This is a genomic window from Streptomyces crystallinus (genome assembly GCF_039521265.1).
Classification (GTDB): domain Bacteria; phylum Actinomycetota; class Actinomycetes; order Streptomycetales; family Streptomycetaceae; genus Streptomyces; species Streptomyces crystallinus.
This window is the reverse complement of sequence record NZ_BAAACA010000052.1, coordinates 31,071-48,043: the sequence shown is the minus strand read 5'-3', so window position 1 is coordinate 48,043 and position 16,973 is coordinate 31,071. Positions and strand designations below refer to the sequence as shown.

Here is a 16,973-nt window from a genome sequence, read left to right as displayed (position 1 = left end):
TGGCTTAATCGCTTGAGGTTCCAGGGGTGGAGTGTCGCAAGATGGGGGTCGAACCCCTCGATCTTGCCGACCCGGAGAGCCTTCGCGTGCTCATACGACTCCTGCGGACCCATCTGGATCCGTACAAGAAACCCATCGCGCTCCTGGTGCTGCTCCAGCTGCTCCAGACCTGCGCGACCCTCTATCTGCCCACCCTGAACGCCGACATCATCGACAACGGTGTCGTCCACGGGGACACCGGCTACATCCTGGAGTTCGGCGGCATCATGATCGCCGTCAGCCTCGTCCAGGTGGTCTGCAACGTCGGCGCGGTCTACTTCGGCGCGCGCACCGCGGCGGCGCTGGGCCGGGACGTGCGCGCGGCCGTCTTCGCGCGCGTGCAGTCGTTCTCCTCGCGCGAGGTGGGCCAGTTCGGGGCGCCGTCGCTGATCACCCGGACCACCAACGACGTCCAGCAGGTCCAGATGCTGACGCTGATGGCGTTCACGCTGATGGTGTCGGCGCCGATCATGTGCGTCGGCGGCATCGTCATGGCGCTCGGCCAGGACGTGCCGCTCTCCGCGGTGCTGCTGGCCGTGGTGCCGGTGCTCGGCGTCTCCGTCTCGCTGATCGTGCGCAGGATGCGGCCGCTGTTCCGCACCATGCAGACCCGGCTGGACACGGTGAACCGCGTGCTGCGCGAGCAGATCACCGGCAACCGGGTGATCAGGGCGTTCGTGAAGGACGACTACGAGAAGGGCCGCTTCCGGGGCGCCAACACCGAGCTGACCGACGTCTCGCTCGGCACCGGCCGGCTGATGGCGCTGATGTTCCCGACGGTGATGACCGTCGTGAACGTCTCGTCGGTGGCGGTGGTGTGGTTCGGCGCGCACCGGATCGACGACGGCTCGCTCCAGATCGGCCAGCTCACCGCGTTCCTCACGTATCTGATGCAGATCGTGATGGCCGTGATGATGGCCACCTTCATGTTCATGATGGTGCCGCGCGCCGAGGTCTGCGCCGAGCGCATCGAAGAGGTCCTCGGCACCGACACCAGTGTGGTGCCGCCGAAGGCCCCCGTGTTCGAGCTGCGCCGCAGCGGCCATCTGGAGGTCCGCGGCGCCGACTTCACCTACCCGGGCGCCGAGGAGTCCGTGCTGAGGGGTGTGGACCTGGTGGCCCGCCCCGGCGAGACCACCGCGATCATCGGGTCGACCGGCAGCGGCAAGTCGACGCTGCTCGGGCTCGTACCGCGGCTGTTCGACGTCACGGACGGATCGGTGCTGGTCGACGGCGAGGACGTGCGCGGCATCGACCCCGTACTGCTCGCCAAGACCGTGTCGATGGTGCCGCAGAAGCCGTATCTGTTCTCCGGGACCGTCGCGACCAATCTGCGGTACGGCAATCCGGACGCCACCGACGAGGAGCTCTGGCACGCGCTGGAGGTCGCCCAGGCCAAGGAGTTCGTCTCCAGGCTGGAGGGCGGGCTGAACGCGCCGATCGCGCAGGGCGGCACCAATGTCTCCGGCGGCCAGCGCCAGCGGCTCGCGATCGCGCGGACCCTGGTGCAGCGCCCGGAGATCTACCTCTTCGACGACTCCTTCTCGGCGCTCGACTACGCGACGGACGCGGCCCTGCGGGCGGCGCTGCTGCGCGAGACGCGCGAGGCGACCGTCGTCATCGTGGCCCAGCGGGTCTCCACGATCCGCGACGCCGACCGGATCGTCGTCCTGGACGAGGGCCGGGTCGTCGGCACCGGCCGCCACCACGAGCTGATGGCCGAGAACGAGACGTACCGGGAGATCGTGCTCTCCCAGCTGACGGAGGCCGAGGCGGCATGAGCGGAAACATGGCCCGGATGATGGGCCAGGGCGACGGCAAACGCTCGATGGACTTCAAGGGTTCGTCCAAGCGGCTGCTGCGGCAGCTCGCGCCGGAGAAGGGCACGCTCTATGTGATGCTGGTCGCCGCCGTGCTCAGCGTGGCGCTCTCGGTGGTCGGCCCGAAGATCCTCGGCAAGGCGACCGACCTGGTCTTCGCGGGCGTCGTCGGCCGGCAGATGCCGGACGGCACGACCAAGGAGCAGGCGCTGGAGCGGCTGCGCGACAAGGGCGACGGCGGCCTCGCCGACATGCTCTCCGGGGTGGACTTCACCCCCGGCCACGGCATCGACTTCGGCTCGGTCGGCAGTGTGCTGCTCGTCGCGCTCGCGGTGTACGTGGGCGCCGGGCTGCTGATGCTGGTGGCGACCCGGCTCTCCAACCGCGCGATCAACCGCACGGTGTACCGGATGCGCGAGCAGGTGCAGGCGAAGCTGTCGCGGCTGCCGCTGTCCTACTTCGACCGCGCCAAGCGGGGCGAGGTGCTCAGCCGTGCCACCAACGACATCGACAACATCTCGCAGACGATGCAGCAGACGATGGGCCAGCTCATCAACTCGCTGCTGACCATCGTCGGCGTGCTCGCCATGATGTTCTGGATCTCGCCGCTGCTCGCCCTGGTGGCGCTGGCGACCGTACCGCTGTCGGTGGTCGTCGCGACGAGGATAGGCAAGCGCTCGCAGCCGCAGTTCGTGCAGCAGTGGAAGACCACGGGACGGCTGAACGCGCACGTGGAGGAGATGTACACCGGGCACACCCTGGTGAAGGTCTTCGGGCGCCAGGAGGAGTCGGCGCGGCAGTTCGACGAGCAGAACGAGGCGCTGTACGAGGCCGGGTTCCGGGCGCAGTTCAACAGCGGGGTGATGCAGCCGCTGATGATGTTCATCTCGAACCTCAACTATGTGCTGGTCGCGGTCGTCGGCGGGCTGCGGGTCGCCTCCGGCGCGCTGTCGATCGGCGATGTGCAGGCGTTCATCCAGTACTCGCGGCAGTTCTCGATGCCGCTGACCCAGGTCGCCTCGATGGCGAACCTGGTGCAGTCCGGGGTCGCCTCCGCCGAGCGGATCTTCGAGCTGCTGGACGCGGACGAGCAGGAGCCGGACGCCGCCTCGGCCGAGCGGCCGGTGGAGCGGCGGGGCGCGGTGACCCTGGAGAAGGTGGCGTTCCGGTACGAGCCGGACAAGCCGCTGATCGAGGACCTGTCGCTGAAGGTCGAGCCCGGCCAGACGGTCGCGATCGTCGGCCCGACCGGCGCCGGCAAGACGACGCTGGTCAACCTGCTGATGCGGTTCTACGAGGTGACGGACGGGCGGATCACCCTGGACGGGGTGGACGCGGCCCGGATGTCGCGCCAGGAGCTGCGCGCGGGCATCGGGATGGTGCTCCAGGACACCTGGCTGTTCGGCGGGACCATCGCGGACAACATCGCGTACGGGGCGGACCGGCCGGTCACCCGCGAGGAGATCGAGGAGGCGGCCCGCGCCGCGCACGCGGACCGTTTCGTCCGGACGCTGCCGGACGGGTACGACACGGTGATCGACGACGAGGGTACGGGGGTGAGCGCGGGCGAGAAGCAGCTCATCACCATCGCCCGGGCGTTCCTGTCCGACCCGGTGATCCTGGTGCTGGACGAGGCGACGAGCTCGGTGGACACCCGGACGGAGGTGCTGATCCAGAAGGCGATGGCCCGGCTCGCCCATGGGCGTACGTCGTTCGTGATCGCGCATCGGCTGTCGACGATCCGCGATGCCGACGTGATCCTCGTGATGGAGAACGGGGCGATCGTGGAGCAGGGCACGCACGAGGAACTGCTCGCCGCCGAGGGCGCGTACGCGCGGCTGTACGCGGCGCAGTTCGCGCAGGCGGTGGCGGAGGTCGACTGACACCGGGGCGGGGCCGCCCGCGGCCCCGCCTGCTCAGTCCAGGTAGCCCCTCAGCTGGTCCGCGAACGCGTGGTCGCGGAGTTTGTTGAGGGTCTTGGACTCGATCTGGCGGATGCGTTCGCGGGTGACGCCGAAGATGCGGCCGATCTCCTCCAGCGTGCGCGGGCGGCCGTCCGCGAGGCCGTAGCGCAGCTGGACCACCTTGCGCTCGCGCTCGCCCAGCGTGGACAGCACCGCCTCCAGGTGCTCGCGCAGCAGCAGGAAGGCCGCGGACTCCACGGGGGACGCGGCGTCGCCGTCCTCGATCAGGTCGCCGAGCGCGACGTCGTCCTCCTCGCCCACGGGCGCGTGCAGCGAGACCGGCTCCTGGGCGAGGCGCAGGACCTCGCTGACGCGCTCGGGCGGCAGGTCGAGGTGGGCGGCGACCTCGTCCGGCGTCGGCTCGTAGCCGCGCTCCTGGAGCATCCGGCGCTGCACCCGGACGACCCGGTTGATCAGCTCCACCACATGGACGGGGACGCGGATCGTCCGGGCCTGGTCGGCCAGCGCGCGGGACATGGCCTGGCGGATCCACCACGTCGCGTACGTGGAGAACTTGTAGCCGCGCGCGTAGTCGAACTTCTCGACCGCGCGGATCAGTCCGAGGTTTCCCTCCTGGACCAGGTCGAGCATGGTGAGCCCGCGCCCCACATAGCGTTTGGCGACGGAGACGACGAGCCGCAGGTTCGCCTCGATCAGCCGGCGCTTGGCCATCCGGCCCATGACCACCAACTTGTCGAGGTCCACGGCGAGTTGGGAGTCCAGGTCCGGGGTGCTGCCGAGCTTCTCCTCGGCGAAGAGGCCGGCCTCCACCCGGCGGGCCAGCTCGACCTCCTCGACGGCGGTGAGCAGCGGGATACGGCCGATCTCACGCAGGTACTGGCGGAAGAGGTCGGACGACGGGCCGCCGGTGTCCGCCCGCCCCGGCATCCGTTCGGGCGGCTCGGGCACCTCCACCACCACGTCTTCGGCGATCTCGACGGGGGGCACTTCGGCCTCGGGGTGGAGCACGGCCCGGGTCTGCGGGGGCACGGTCACGACGTCGTTGTCGGTCAGGGTCTGGGTCTGCACGGGGGCGACCTCCAGGGTGATCGCTGCCGGATCGGGGGCGTGCGGCAGCGGGACGGGGGCGGCCGGGCCGCTGTCCGTCCCGTACACGATGAGCGGATCCGCGGGGGTGAGGTACCCACCTTCGGTGGGCCGGCCGCGCTCCGAGGACTCAGGCACCGCACCCCAGTGTGGGGTAAGACACATCTCCGCCACGAGGGGCGTGCGGTGACTTTTTGAAGCCGGTCCGTGACCGGTCGGTTACCCGTGCGGCAGCGGCTGGGGCCGTGTGGTTACGGGGGCCGGGTACCCCGGGAGGGCGGGGTCAGGCGTACCGGGTGCGCCGAAGCAGCCGCGCCCGGGGCTCAGAGGGCTTCCGCGCCCCGGTTGCGCAGCGCCTGCCCGTACTGCTGGAGGACCCACAACTCGTTCTGCACGGCGGCCAGTCGCTCCGGGTCGCCGTTCTGGCCGAGGCGGGCCAGGGTGCCCTGGATGTCGAGGAGGCGGCGGTCGACGGCGCGGCGGCGGACGGCGACCAACTGCTCGCCCGCGTACGCCTCGTCGACCACGCGCGCGTGGATCGCCTCCACGGCGAGCTCGGTGACCAGGGCGCGGACGGTGTCGTTGGGCGCCGCCTCCATGACGGCCGGGAGGTAGTCGGAGGGCGCGTCCGTGGCGCCGCCCGCGTCCATGACGCACTGGCGCACCGCCGCGTACGGCGGGGCCGTGAACTCGTCCACTCCGTACGCGTCGAAGGCCGGGGAGACCAGGTGCGGGTGCTGGAGGGCGAGCTTGAGGAGTTCGCGCTCGGTGCGGTGGGCGGGGCTGCGCAGGTTCAGGGCGGGGCCGGCGGGGGCGGCGGCCGGGGCCTGCACCTCGCCGTACTCCCGGCGGCCCTGCGGGGCCGGGCCCTTGCCCCCTCGGTCGCGCGCCCAACGGGCCAGCTGGGCCACCCGCTTGACCACGAACTGGGTGTCCAGGATGCCGAGGATGCCGGCCAGCTGGACCGCCACCTCGTGCTGGGAGGCGATGTTCTTGATGCGGGCGACGATCGGGGCGGCCTCGTCGAGCGCGGCCGCGCGGCCCGCCGGGGTCTCCAGGTCGTAGCGCTGGACGATCTGGCGGATGGCGAACTCGAAGAGCGGGGTGCGGGGCTGGACCAGGTCCGCCACCGCCTCGTCGCCCTTGGCCAGACGCAGGTCGCAGGGATCCATGCCGTCGGGGGCGATGGCGATGTACGTCTCGGCGGCGAACTTCTGGTCGTCCTCGAAGGCGCGCAGGGCGGCCTTCTGGCCCGCCGCGTCGCCGTCGAAGGTGAAGATCACGCGCGCGCTGCCGTTGTCCATCAGGAGGCGGCGCAGGATCTTGATGTGGTCGCCGCCGAAGGCCGTGCCACAGGTGGCGATGGCGGTGGTGACCCCGGCGAGGTGACAGGCCATCACATCGGTGTAGCCCTCGACGACCACCGCGCGGCTGGACTTGGCGATGTCCTTCTTGGCGAGGTCGATCCCGTACAGGACCTGCGACTTCTTGTAGATCGCGGTCTCGGGGGTGTTGAGGTACTTGGGGCCGTTGTCGTCGTCGCGCAGCTTGCGGGCGCCGAAGCCGACGACTTCGCCGGAGACATCGCGGATCGGCCACATCAGCCGGCCGCGGAAGCGGTCGATGGGGCCTCGGCGGCCCTCCTGGGAGAGCCCGGAGAGGATCAGCTCCTTGTCGCTGAAGCCCTTGCCGCGCAGGAAGCGGGTGAGGTGGTCCCAGCCGGCCGGGCTGTAGCCGACGCCGAAGTGGGCGGCGGCGGCCTGGTCGAAGCCGCGCTCGGCGAGGAAGGCACGGCCGATCTCGGCCTCGGGGCTGGTGCCGAGCTGCTCGATGTAGAACTGCGCGGCGATCTTGTGCGCCTCGACCAGGCGGATGCGCTCACCGCGCTGGTGGGAGGGGTTGTAGCCGCCCTCCTCGTACCGCAGGGTGATGCCCGCGGTGGCGGCCAGGCGCTCGACGGCCTCGGAGAACGACAGGTGGTCGATCTTCCGGACGAAGGCGATCGTGTCGCCGCCCTCCTGGCAGCCGAAGCAGTGGAAGAGGCCCTTGCTGGGGCTGACCTGGAAGGACGGGGACTTCTCGTCGTGGAAGGGGCAGAGGCCCTTGAGGTTGCCGCCGCCCGCGTTGCGCAGCTGGAGGTACTCGGACACGACGGCGTCGATCGGGACCGCGTCCCGGACCGCCTTCACGTCGTCATCGTTGATCCTGCCTGCCACGCGGCAAGTCTACGGTGCGGCGCTGACACCACCGCGGCGCTGTCACCGCCCCGGCCGGACCTCCGGCCGGGGCGGTGACGGCACTCAGGTGGCCGACGCCAGCTCCGCCAGCGGGACCGACGGGTCCGCCAGGCGGTCCGGGTCCACCTGGACACCCTTGGTGCCCGCCCTGATCAGGTCCTGGACGGCCGCTGTGACGTCCCACACGTTCACGTTCATCCCCGCGAGCACCCGCCGCTCCCTCAGCCAGAAGGCGATGAACTCGCGCTTGCCCGCGTCGCCCCGGAGCACCACCTGGTCGTAGCTGCCGGGGGGCGCCCAGCCCGAGTACTCCAGGCCCAGGTCGTACTGGTCGGAGAAGAAGTACGGCACGCGGTCGTACGCGACCTCCTGGCCCAGCATCGCGCGCGCGGCGGCCGGGCCGCCGTTGAGGGCGTTGGCCCAGTGCTCCACCCGCAGCCGGGTGTCGAGCAGCGGGTGATGGGCCGCGGCCACGTCGCCCGCGGCGAAGATGTCCGGGTCGGAGGTGCGCAGCGAGGCGTCCACCGCGACCCCGCCGCCGTGCTTGCGGTCCACGAGGGCGAGCCCGGCACTCTCGGCGAGCGCGGTGCGCGGCGCGGCCCCGATCGCGGCGAGCACGTCGTGCGCCGGGTGCTCCTCGCCGTCGTCGGTGCGGGCGGCGAGCACCATGCCGTCCTGGCCGGTGATCTCGGTGAGCCGGGCGCCGAAGTGGAAGCGGACGCCGTGCTCGGCGTGCAGATCGGTGAAGATCTGGCCCAGCTCGGGGCCGATGACCTGGTGCAGCGGGGTCTGCTCGGGCTCGACGACGGTGACCTCCGCGCCGTATCCGCGCGCGGCGGCGGCGACCTCCAGGCCGATCCAGCCGGCCCCGGCGATCACCAGGTGGCCGTTGTCGCGGCCCAGCGCCTTGAGCATGTTGCGCAGCCGCTCGGAGTGGGCGAGGCGGCGCAGATGGTGGACGCCCGCCAGCTCGGTGCCGGGGATGTCGAGGCGGCGGGGCTCGGAGCCGGTGGCGAGCAGCAGCTTGTCGTAGCCGATGAGGGTGCCGTCGCCGAGGCGGACGGTCCTGGCCTCGCGGTCGATGGCGGTGACGGTCTGGCCGAGGTGGAGCTCGATGTCGTTCTGCGCGTACCAGCCGGGCTCGTGGACGAAGACGCTGTCGCGCTCCTCCTTGCCGGAGAGGAAGCCCTTGGACAGGGGAGGCCGTTCATAGGGGTGCTCCCGCTCGTCGCCGATGAGGATCACCCGGCCGTTGAACCCCTCGGCGCGCAGGGTCTCGGCGGCCTTGGCCCCGGCCAGTCCTCCACCGACAATGACAAATGTCCGGTCTGCGTCGACCACTTGATGCCTCCTCGTTGCTCAACCGCCATCTGCGAGCGTCCCGCACGGAGCGTGATGGGGGAAGAGGGCTTGCTCCGTTGGGGGCGCCGAGTGGCCGGGCTTCATCGGTGTGTCATCCCTGCGCGGACGCGCCCTCGCGCGTCCCTCATCGGTGCCGGACAGTGAGTCTGGCGTGCAGCGACAGGGCCGCGGCGTCGGTCAGGGAAGCGATCTGGTCGACGATGACCCGCTTGCGGGCGCGGTCGTCACGAGCGGCGGCGAAGAGCGCGCGGAACTGCGGGTCGAGCCCCTCGGACGGGGCGCGCGCGGTGAGCGCTTCGGCCAGTTCGGCCAGAATGATGCGCTGGTCGGCGCGGAGCCGCTCCTGCTCCTCGCGCTGCATCACATAGCGGACGGCGACCGCCTTGAGCACCGCGCACTCGTTGCGCGTCGCGCGCGGTACGACGAGCTCCGCCCCGTATCTGCTGAGCCGTCCCGAGCCGTGGCGCTCGCGGGTGGCGCCCTCGGCGGCCAGGCAGAACCGGCCGATGAGCTGGCTGGTGGCGTCCTTGAGACGGGCCTGGGCGACGGCCGAGCCGTCGTACCCGTGCGGCCACCACTCCTCGTCGATCAGCCGGTCCAGCGCCTCGGCGAGCTCCGCCGGGTCGGTGTCCGCGGGCACGTACCGCCCGATCGCGACGCGCCAGATGTCCTCGCGCTCGGGTTCGGAGAAGAGCAGGTTGGGGTCGATGTGGCCGGCGTGCAGCCCGTCCTCGAAGTCGTGGACCGAGTACGCCACGTCGTCCGCCCAGTCCATGACCTGGGCCTCGAAGCACTTGCGGTGGGGCTCGGCGCCCTGGCGCACCCAGTCGAAGACCGGCAGGTCGTCCTCGTAGACCCCGAACTTCACGGACTGCGGGTCGGTGGGGTGGCCGCCGCGCGCCCAGGGGTACTTGGTGGCCGCGTCCAGGGCGGCCCTGGTGAGGTTGAGGCCGACGCTGACGGGCTCGCCGCCCGGCCCGCCACGCACGAAGCGCTTGGGTTCGAGGCGGGTGAGCAGCCGCAGCGACTGGGCGTTGCCCTCGAAGCCGCCGCAGTCCTTGGCGAAGTCGTTGAGCGCCTGCTCGCCGTTGTGGCCGAACGGCGGGTGGCCCATGTCGTGCGAGAGGCAGGCCGCCTCGACCAGGTCGGGGTCGCAGCCGAGGGCGGCGCCGAGCTCACGGCCGACCTGGGCGCACTCCAGGGAGTGGGTGAGCCGGGTGCGCGGGCTCGCGTCCCACAGCTGGCCGGTCACGCCGGGCGTCACGACCTGCGTCTTGCCCGCGAGGCGGCGCAGCGCGCCGGAGTGCAGCACACGCGCGCGGTCGCGCTGGAAGGCGGTGCGGCCGGGCCGTTTGTCCGGCTCGGCGGCCCACCGCTCGACGTCGGACGCCTCGTACCCGGGGTGGTGTGCTGCGATGCCTTCCATGCACCGACAGTAAACGGAACCACTGACAACCGGGGCGGTGGGGGATCAGGCCGTGGCGAGTTCGCGGTGCTGGGGGACGAAGGGGGCGGCCGCGAGGGCCTGGTCGTAGCGGTGCAGGACGAGCCGGGCGACGGCCGGGTGCGCGCCGAGCGGGGCGGCCGCGACACCGCGCGCGTGGGCGGCGCTCTGGGCGGCGAACCGGCCGGGCGCGGTGAAGTACGAGGAGATCGCGACCCGGTGGCGGCCGTGCGCGGCGAGCGCTTTGAGCGCCTCGGGGACGGTGGGGGCGGCGGCCGAGGCGTAGGCGGGCAGCACCGGTACGCCGAGGCGGTCGGCGAGCATCGCGGCGGTGCGGCGGGTGTCGGCGGCCGACTCGGGGTCGCGCGAGCCGGCCCCGGCGAGCACCACGGCCTGGTTGCCACGCGCGCGTGGCGCCTCGTCCCACCCGGCCTCGGCCAGCCGCTCGTAGAGCGCCTCGACGAGCAGCGGGTGCGGGCCGAGCGGCCGGGCGACCCGGGCGCGCAGCCGCGGGGCCTCGGCGAGGGCCGCCGGGATGTCCTGCTTGACGTGGTAGCCACGGCTCAGCAGCAGCGGTACGAGGACGGCTCGCCCGGCGCCGAGCCGGGCGAGCGTGGCGGGCAGCGCGGGCTCGTCGATCTCGATGTGGCCGAGCCGTACGTCGAGCCCCGGGCGCAGTTCGCGGACCAGGTCGAGCAGGGCGGTGACGGTGCGCAGGGCACGGGGGTCGCGGCTGCCGTGGGCGACGGCGACCAGGGAGGGGGCCGGCTGGGCGAGCGGTATCGGCATCGGCTTGCGGCTCCCGTTCAGGCGTACGTGGCTGAGCTGGCTGCCCAGTTGGGCGGCGATGCGGGTGACGAGTTCGGCCGTGCTGTCGAGCGGCAGGGGCCGGTGGGCGGACAAGGACTGCGGCTGTGTCTCCGTCTCCGTCATGGACCGATCCTGCCGGGCCCACATTGCCATGTCGTTGCGCCGTGGTGACGGGTGTTTTCCGTCGCCTCACGGGGGCTCGCCGGACGGTGGGATCCGGCCGGACGCCCCGCCGGGCAGAACCGCCCGCCCCTTCGACCGCGTCCGAGTGTGCGTACGACCCGCGCACCGTCTACCCCGGGGGACCCTCATGCGCCTGCCGCGCACTCGCGTACGGATCGGGCTGCCGCGCACCCGCACGGGGCAGCGGCGGGCCGTACAGGCCGTGGCCGCGCTGTGCACCCTGGCGCTGGCTCCGGCCGCGTGGGTGTTCACGGCCGCCGACGGCAAGGTCGGCAGCGTGGAGGGGGCACCCGCGTCCGGGGTCGCGGTGGTGTTCGGGGCCGGGCTGTGGGACGGCGAGCCCTCGCCGTACCTGGCCCACCGCCTCGACGCGGCCGTCGCGCTCTACCGGGCCGGGAAGGTCAGGGCGGTCCTGGTGACCGGGGACAACGGGCGGGCCGAGTACGACGAGCCGGACGCGATGCGCGCCTACCTGGTCGAGCACGGGGTCCCGGACCGGCGGGTGGTCAGCGACTTCGCGGGGTTCGACACCTGGGACTCCTGCGTCCGGGCCAGGAAGATCTTCGGCGTGCGACGCGCGGTGCTGGTGAGCCAGGGCTTCCACATCCGGCGGGCGGTCGCGCTGTGCGAGGCCGCGGGGGTCGGCTCGTACGGGGTCGCGGTCGACGCCGTGCACGACACCACCTGGTACTACGGCGCCACCCGGGAGGTCTTCGCGGCGGGCAAGGCCGCCCTGGACGCCGCCTTCAAGCCCGATCCGCGCTTCCTCGGGCCGAAGGAGAGCGGGGTGGCGCGGGCGCTGGCCGACGGGCGGTGAGCCAGTCGCCGCCGGGCAGCGGGGTGCCGTGCGCCCGCAGCTCCCGGGCGAGCGGGGCGGCCGCCAGATAGACCCAGGCGCGGGCCGTCTCCCCGCCCGGCAGCTCGACGGTCCGCTCCACCCGGTCGTACATGTTCCGGGGGTCGTCCGGCCCGTGGCACTCCTCCAACTGGTCGAGGACGCGCAGGACTTCGCCGTACGCCTCGGGGCGCGGGGTGATCAGCGCGCCGGTGACGACGCCGTCCCCCTCCGTCGCGTACGGGTAGCCGGGGCCCGCGTACAGCACCGCCCCCGGCAGCCGCGCGGGCGCCTCCGAGGCGGTGCGGCCGCGCAGCAGCCGCAGGTGGTAGCGCTCGCCGGGGCGCAGGGTGCCGTAGACGAAGAACGGCGGACCGGCCTCGGACGCGCCCGGCGCACTCGTCGTCACAGCGGCTCCCCTCGGGTGGCGGGGCCTCCGGCCTGGCCGGAAGTCCCTTGTCGGACGGCTGGGGCCGTGCGTACGCACAGCTGTTACACAGTGTCCCGGGTTCCGTGATGATCCGGTTCTACCGTGGATCGTCGCGGCCGGCGGATCCGGCCGGTCCCCCGCCTCCGCCCTCTGCCACCAGGCCGTTTGTGATGATCCAGAGCCTTCGCGCCCCCGTGGCGCTCGTCGCGCTCGCCGTGTGCGCCTGCGCGGTGAGCGGCTGCGGCGCGCCCACCGGGCTCGACGACGGCGGCGCCGCGCCGCCGATGGCCGCGCAGCCCAGCCCTCAGCCGCTGTGGCCCAACTGGACCGAGGGCGCCCGCGAGCGGCCCGGCGCGGGCGAGTCGGCGGGCAAGCAGCCGCCGCCCTCGCCGCTGCCCGGCGGGCCCGAGGTGCCGTCGGCGGGGCTGGCCGCGGTCGACCCCTACGAGGTGCTGAGGGCCGACCCGCGCACCAAGGCGCTGGGCCGCCGCGAAAAGATCCACCGGCCCGGGCGGCCCGGTATCCGCCCGCCCGTGCTGCGCGATCTGACCGGCGACGGCTCGCCCGAACTGGTCGTCTCCGCCGACCTGGAGAGCGGCCGCACGGTGATGGCGGTCTACACGGCCCGCGACGGCAAGGTGGTCCCGGTCCTGTACACGGTGGGCAAGCGGCTCGCGGTGGAGACCGTCGGCACCGACCTGGTGGTCCGCAGCGGCGCGGACGACGGCGCCGAGCAGGCCGTGCGCTACCGGTGGGACGGGGCGCGGCTGGCCTCGGTGAGCGACATCAAGACGTACAAGCGCGACGACAGCGCGGCCCCGGCCCCGGACGGCGGGCCGTGAGCGCCGCCGCGCGGCTCGGCCGCGCCGCCCGCCGCGTCCGCGCCTTCTCCCGGGGGCTCAGTCTGCGCCGGAAGATCGCGGCGGCGCTGGCCGGCGGCTGCGCGCTGGTCGCCGTCGCCATCGGGCTGCTGATCCACCAGGCGCGGGCCGAGCAACTGGTGTCGACGGCGCGCGAGTCGGCGACGGCGCAGCTGGTACGGGTGCGCCAGGTGTACGAGCTGACCGGCCAGGTCGACCAGAGCGGCACCGACGCGGCCGTGGACGACGGGCGGCTGCCGGGCCCGCTGCGCGCGTCGGCACTGGGGGGCCGCCGCAGCACCTTCGTCGACCTGGACGGGCCCGACCCGGCGGTGTGGGCGGCGCGGCCGATCGGCGAGCAGGTGCTGTCCGTGCGGCTGCCGCTCGCCGCCGAGCGGGCCGAACTGCGGGATTTCGACCGCGAGCTGGTCGCCTGGGGCGCGCTCGTGGTGGCGCTGGCGGCGCTCGGCGGGGCGGGGCTCGCCAGCCGCCTCAGCCGGGAGCTGCGTACGGCCGCGGCCACCGCGCGGCGGATCTCCCGGGGCGAACTCGACGCCAGGATCGGCCCGTCGGGCCCGCAGAGCGGCGGGAACGAGGTGGCAGAGCTGGCGCGCGCGGTCGACACCATGGCCGGGTCGCTCCAGCGCCGTCTGGAGGCGGAGCAGCGGTTCACGGCCGATGTGGCGCACGAGCTGCGGACGCCGCTGACCGGGCTGCACACCGCCGCCGAGCTGCTGCCGCCGGGCCGCCCCACCGAGCTGGTACGCGACCGGGTCGCCGCGCTGCGCACGCTCACCGAGAACCTCCTGGAGGTCGCCCGCCTCGACGCGCGCGCGGAGCGGCCGGATCTGGAGGTGCGGCCGCTGGGGGCGCTGGTGGAGGGGATCCTGGGGCGGTGCGGGGTGTCGCCGGTGCTGGGGGGCGGGGACGCGCTGGTGCGTACGGACCCGCGCCGCCTGGAGCGGATCCTGGCGAACCTGGTGGCCAACGCCCGTCGCCACGGCGGGTCTCCGGTGGAGGTCACGCTGTCCGGCACGACGGTGACCGTCCGGGACCACGGCCCCGGCTTCCCCGCGCACGTCCTGCGCGACGGGCCGCAGCGGTTCGTCACGGGGGCGCGGGAGCGGGGGCAGGGGACGGGGCTGGGGCTCACGATCGCGGTGGGCCAGGCGCGGGTGATCGGGGCGGAGGTGGTGCTGGGCAACGCGGAGTCGGGCGGAGCGGTGGCATCTGTGACGCTCCCTCCGGGGTAGCCCGGGCTTGGCCTGCGGCCCCGTTTTGCCCGGCCTTCGTCTGCGGCTGAGTGGGTGGTTGCTCGCGCAGTTCCCCGCGCCCCCAGGGGGTCGGCCGCAGTCGGAGAAGTCGGCTCGGCCACCTGGTTTTCAGGGGCGCGGGGAACTGCGCGAGAAGAGGCCACCGGCCCGCAGACAAAGACCGGGCATGAGAAGGGGCGCGGGGAACTGCGCGGCCAGCCCGCCACTCAGCCGCAGACAAAGACCGGGCACCCCGCGGAGCGCTACGCGCTATGGACACCACGTGTCATGTACCCCTAAAACTGAGGCGGCATCAGCTTTACCCGAGCCGACCCGCCCCCCATGACCGAGGAGCCCGATGAGACCGACAAGGAACGCATCGCGCCTCACCACCACCGCCATAGCCGTCGCGGCCGGCGCCATGCTCGCCGCCGCGCTCGCCCCGGCCAACGCCGTGGCCGAACCCCGCCCCCACATCCCCGCCCGGGACGCCGCCGTCCAGGCCGCGAACAGCGCGGTCGCGGAGCACGCCGCCGCGCTGGCCGTCACCGCCGCGCAGGGCACGTCCGTCAAGGACGTGATCGTGGACCCCGACGGCGCCCGGCACGTGCGCTACGACCGTACGTACCGCGGACTGCCCGTCCTCGGCGGCGACTTCGTCGTCCACCTCGCCCCCTCCGGCGCCTACCGAGGCGCCGACCGCGCCGTGGCGAACGACCTCTCCGTGCCGACGGTGACCCCCGCCCTCTCCGCCCCCCGCGCCGCCGACCTCGCCTCCGCCGAGCTCCGCGCCGCCCACCGGGGCCTGAAGGACCTGACCGCCAAGCCCCAGCTGGTCGTGGACGCGCTGCACGGCGCCCCCAAGCTGGCCTGGCGCACCCAGACCGCCGCCCGGGACTCGCTCGGCAACCCCGTCGCGCGCGTGGTCCTCACCGACGCCCGCACCGGCGCCCGCATCGACGCCTGGGACTCCATCGAGACGGCGACCGGCGACGGCAACTCGCTCTACAGCGGCACCGTGGCCCTGGAGACCACGCTGTCCGGGTCCACGTACCAGCTCAAGGACCCCACCCGCGGCAACACCTACACCGGTGACGCCCAGAACAAGACGGACCTGTGCATCTTCGGCATCTGCTTCGTACGGGCGCCCGCCGTGCTGTTCACCGACGCCGACAACCACTGGGGCAGCGGCGCCAACAGCGACCGCGCCACGGCCGCCGTGGACGCGCAGTACGGCACCAACACCACCTGGGACTACTACAAGAACGTCCACGGCCGCAACGGCATCGCCGGTGACGGCAAGGGCTCGTACAACCGCGTCCACTACGGCAGCAACTACAACAACGCCTTCTGGGACGACAGCTGCTTCTGCATGACGTACGGCGACGGCGACGGCACCACCTTCGGCCCGCTGGTCGCCCTGGACGTGGCCGGGCACGAGATGTCGCACGGCGTCACCTCCAAGACCGCGGGCCTCACCTACTCCGGTGAGTCCGGCGGCCTCAACGAGGCCACCAGCGACATCATGGGCACCATGGTCGAGTGGTACGCGGGCAACGCATCCGACCAGGGCGACTACCTCATCGGCGAGAAGATCGTGAAGCCGGGCTTCGGCAAGCCCGCCCTGCGCTTCATGGACAAGCCCTCCACCGACACCAAGTCCGCGGACTGCTGGTACTCGGGCGTGGGCAGCCTCGACGTCCACTACTCCTCCGGCGTCGCCAACCACTTCGCCTATCTGCTCTCCGAGGGCAGCGGCGCCAAGGTCATCAACGGCGTCTCGTACAACAGCCCCACCTGCAACGGCTCCACGGTCTCCGGCATCGGCCACGACAAGGTCGGCAAGATCTGGTACCGGGCCCTGACCGTCTACATGACGTCCTCCACCAACTACGCGGCCGCCCGCACGGCGACCCTCAACGCGGCGAAGGACCTGTACGGAAGCGGCAGCGCGGAGCAGAACGCGGTCGCCGCCGCCTGGTCGGGCGTCGCCGTCGGCTGACCCCGCACCCCCTCTCCCGTCCGTACGCCACCGCTCAGGCGGCGTACGGACGGGAGGCCCTGGCCTCCCGCAGCGTCCGCCCCCACCAGCCGAGCTGGTCCAGGAGCTTCTTGACGGCCGCCTCCGCCTCGGCGGGCTCGCGCAGCTCGCCGTCCGCGTCGAACAGGCCGTGGGCGTGGTGGAAGCTGACCGTGTCCCGGACGGTGACCGCGTGCAGCTCGGCGAAGACCTGGCGCAGGTGCTCGACCGCCCGCAGCCCGCCCGACATCCCGCCGTAGGAGGCGAAGCCGACCGGCTTGGCCTGCCACTGGACGTAGTGCCAGTCGATGAGGTTCTTGATCGAGGCCGGGAAGGAGTGGTTGTACTCGGGGGTGAGGACGAGGAAGGCGTCCGCCCGGGCGAGCTTGGGCGTGACGGTGTCGAGGACCGCCTTGACCGGCGGCGCCGGCTCGTACGAGAGCGAGGTCGGCAGCGCCGTCTCGGCCAGGTCGATCACCTCCACCTCGACGTCGTCGCGCTCGCGCAGCCGCGCCAGCAGCCACTGACCGACGACCGGGCCGAAGCGGCCCTCGCGGTCGGAGCCGAGGATGACGGCGAGGCGGAGCGGGGCGGCCTGGGCTGCGGGCTCCATGAGGGGAGCGGTGGTGAGGTCCATGCCGAGGAGCCTCACACCTCAACTTAGCTTCA

At 72.8% G+C, this 16,973-nt stretch carries 13 protein-coding genes; 6 read left to right on the top strand and 7 right to left on the bottom strand.

What is annotated here, in order from left to right:
- Positions 1-86: 86 nt before the first annotated feature.
- A complete protein-coding gene (locus tag ABD236_RS30955) occupies positions 87-1,820 on the top strand; it encodes an ABC transporter ATP-binding protein (RefSeq protein ID WP_344079516.1) in 1,734 nt (577 codons plus the stop codon).
- Positions 1,817-3,742 carry an ABC transporter ATP-binding protein gene (locus ABD236_RS30950; RefSeq protein ID WP_344079463.1) on the top strand — a complete coding sequence of 642 codons (1,926 nt, stop codon included), beginning with the start codon at positions 1,817-1,819 and terminating at the stop codon, positions 3,740-3,742. Before ABD236_RS30955 ends, ABD236_RS30950 begins: the two co-directional genes overlap by 4 nt.
- 33 nt (positions 3,743-3,775) lie before the next feature.
- On the opposite strand, the gene ABD236_RS30945 is transcribed toward ABD236_RS30950, so the two are convergent.
- From ABD236_RS30945 to ABD236_RS30925, 5 genes are all read right to left on the bottom strand, one after another.
- A complete protein-coding gene (locus ABD236_RS30945; RefSeq protein WP_344079460.1) occupies positions 3,776-5,008 on the bottom strand; it encodes an RNA polymerase sigma factor in 1,233 nt (410 codons plus the stop codon).
- 185 nt (positions 5,009-5,193) lie between these two features.
- Positions 5,194-7,086, bottom strand: a complete 1,893-nt coding sequence (dnaG, locus tag ABD236_RS30940; protein WP_344079457.1) for a DNA primase — start codon at positions 7,084-7,086, stop codon at positions 5,194-5,196.
- An 84-nt stretch (positions 7,087-7,170) separates the two neighbouring features.
- Entirely contained in the window at positions 7,171-8,448 is a 1,278-nt protein-coding gene (locus tag ABD236_RS30935) for an NAD(P)/FAD-dependent oxidoreductase (protein ID WP_344079454.1), read from the bottom strand.
- Positions 8,449-8,593: 145 nt separating this feature from the next.
- A complete protein-coding gene (locus tag ABD236_RS30930) occupies positions 8,594-9,895 on the bottom strand; it encodes a deoxyguanosinetriphosphate triphosphohydrolase (RefSeq protein ID WP_344079451.1) in 1,302 nt (433 codons plus the stop codon).
- 45 nt (positions 9,896-9,940) lie between these two features.
- On the bottom strand, positions 9,941-10,846 hold the full coding sequence (locus tag ABD236_RS30925) for a sirohydrochlorin chelatase (protein ID WP_344079449.1): 906 nt from the start codon (positions 10,844-10,846) through the stop codon (positions 9,941-9,943).
- 187 nt (positions 10,847-11,033) lie between these two features.
- Between ABD236_RS30925 and ABD236_RS30920 the strand changes: the two genes are divergently transcribed.
- Positions 11,034-11,723 carry a SanA/YdcF family protein gene (locus tag ABD236_RS30920; protein ID WP_344079447.1) on the top strand — a complete coding sequence of 230 codons (690 nt, stop codon included), beginning with the start codon at positions 11,034-11,036 and terminating at the stop codon, positions 11,721-11,723.
- Here the strand turns inward: ABD236_RS30920 and ABD236_RS30915 are convergent.
- Positions 11,653-12,150: a gamma-glutamylcyclotransferase family protein gene (locus tag ABD236_RS30915; protein WP_344079445.1), complete on the bottom strand. Its 498-nt coding sequence runs from the start codon at positions 12,148-12,150 to the stop codon at positions 11,653-11,655. The two genes, ABD236_RS30920 and ABD236_RS30915, sit on opposite strands and share 71 nt — an antisense overlap.
- Positions 12,151-12,341: 191 nt before the next feature.
- On the opposite strand from ABD236_RS30915, the gene ABD236_RS30910 reads away from it, so the two are divergent.
- From ABD236_RS30910 to ABD236_RS30900, 3 genes are all read left to right on the top strand, one after another.
- Positions 12,342-13,013: a hypothetical protein gene (locus ABD236_RS30910; RefSeq protein WP_344079443.1), complete on the top strand. Its 672-nt coding sequence runs from the start codon at positions 12,342-12,344 to the stop codon at positions 13,011-13,013.
- Positions 13,010-14,284: an ATP-binding protein gene (locus ABD236_RS30905; RefSeq protein ID WP_344079441.1), complete on the top strand. Its 1,275-nt coding sequence runs from the start codon at positions 13,010-13,012 to the stop codon at positions 14,282-14,284. Before ABD236_RS30910 ends, ABD236_RS30905 begins: the two co-directional genes overlap by 4 nt.
- Positions 14,285-14,642: 358 nt before the next feature.
- The gene (locus ABD236_RS30900) at positions 14,643-16,286 is read left to right on the top strand and encodes a M4 family metallopeptidase (RefSeq protein ID WP_344079439.1); all 1,644 of its coding nucleotides are present in this window, start codon (positions 14,643-14,645) and stop codon (positions 16,284-16,286) included.
- Positions 16,287-16,320: 34 nt separating this feature from the next.
- Here the strand turns inward: ABD236_RS30900 and ABD236_RS30895 are convergent, their stop codons facing one another.
- Complete coding sequence (locus ABD236_RS30895) at positions 16,321-16,941, bottom strand: NADPH-dependent FMN reductase (RefSeq protein ID WP_344079437.1); 621 nt, start codon at positions 16,939-16,941, stop codon at positions 16,321-16,323.
- Positions 16,942-16,973: the final 32 nt, after the last annotated feature.

Coding starts and splice junctions, on each gene's coding strand:
- ABD236_RS30950 (WP_344079463.1), top strand. CDS start 1,817: ATGAGCGGAAACATGGCCCGGATGATGGGCCAGGGCGACGGCAAACGC.
- ABD236_RS30930 (WP_344079451.1), bottom strand. CDS start 9,895: ATGGAAGGCATCGCAGCACACCACCCCGGGTACGAGGCGTCCGACGTC.
- ABD236_RS30925 (WP_344079449.1), bottom strand. CDS start 10,846: ATGACGGAGACGGAGACACAGCCGCAGTCCTTGTCCGCCCACCGGCCC.
- ABD236_RS30920 (WP_344079447.1), top strand. CDS start 11,034: ATGCGCCTGCCGCGCACTCGCGTACGGATCGGGCTGCCGCGCACCCGC.
- ABD236_RS30910 (WP_344079443.1), top strand. CDS start 12,342: ATGATCCAGAGCCTTCGCGCCCCCGTGGCGCTCGTCGCGCTCGCCGTG.
- ABD236_RS30900 (WP_344079439.1), top strand. CDS start 14,643: ATGAGACCGACAAGGAACGCATCGCGCCTCACCACCACCGCCATAGCC.
- ABD236_RS30895 (WP_344079437.1), bottom strand. CDS start 16,941: ATGGACCTCACCACCGCTCCCCTCATGGAGCCCGCAGCCCAGGCCGCC.